Source organism: Tardiphaga sp. P4_G1 (genome assembly GCF_056401215.1).
The window spans coordinates 1-1000 of sequence record NZ_JBFUJU010000023.1; the positions used below are offsets into that span (position 1 = coordinate 1).

2 protein-coding genes are annotated in these 1000 nt (G+C 59.3%); both read left to right on the forward strand.

The genetic code is table 11. The annotated features are described in order from the left end of the window. On the forward strand, nt 1-894 hold an 894-nt coding region (locus tag AC1DUY_RS30700), incomplete at its 5' end, for an NAD(P)/FAD-dependent oxidoreductase (RefSeq protein WP_478119192.1). Further along, a partial coding sequence (locus AC1DUY_RS30705) for a DUF1365 family protein (RefSeq protein ID WP_478119194.1) occupies nt 894-1000 on the forward strand: 107 nt, incomplete at its 3' end. The genes AC1DUY_RS30700 and AC1DUY_RS30705, both read left to right, overlap by 1 nt.

The window sequence follows — 1000 nt, forward strand, 5'->3', positions numbered from 1 at the left end:
GAGTATCTCGACGCCGCCGGTTACGGAGAAGGATTCCGCAACGATCATCTCTACCCGATGGCGGCCGCCATTTGGTCCACGCCTGCTGCAAAGATCGGCGCCTATCCAGCGGCTTCATTTATCAAGTTTTGCGACACCCACGGCCTCCTGAAATTGTCTAGTCGCCCGATCTGGCGCACCGTGTGCGGCGGCAGCCGCTCCTACGTGCGAGTGCTTACTGACGCCATAGCCGAAGTGGTGTCTGACTATCCGATCCGTACAATCGTTCGCACAACGAACGGTTCCGAGGTAGTCGGATATGACGGTGATCGTCGCCGTTTCGATCAGGTGGTGATTGCCACTCACGCGGATCAAGCACTCCAAGTGCTTGCTGATCCGAGCAGCGAGGAGCGGCGATTGCTCGGCGCGTTCAACTATATCAACAACGATGCAGTCCTTCATTCGGACCCTCGCTTGATGCCGCGCCGCCGCCGGGTCTGGTCGAGCTGGAACTACATGGCGAGGGACGACGATGGCGGTCGCAAGCTCGCCGTGACGTATTGGATGAACCGTCTTCAGGAAATCGAAAGTGAGCGGCCGCTTTTCGTCACGCTCAATCCCCACCGGGAGATCGCACCCAACGCTGTTCTCAGGGAAATGCGCTATAGCCATCCCCGTTTCGATGCGCAGGCGATGCAAGCGCAGAGAGAGCTTTGGTCGTTGCAGGGCAAGCGCAATACATGGTTTTGCGGCGCCTATTTCGGCGCCGGCTTCCACGAGGATGGATTACAAGCCGGGCTTGCCGTCGCTGAAGCCCTCGGCGACCTGCGGCGCCCCTGGACAGTCGCTGACGAATCCGGCCGCATCCATGTTCATGAGACTGTGCTCGCCACGCCTGAAACGGAGGCTGCCTGATGTCGGGCTTTCGTTCGGCCCTCTACTCCGGCTCAGTGATGCATCACCGATTGCGGCCAAGAGAGCATCGGCTGCGCTACAGCATTTTCTACATGCTTCTCGATCT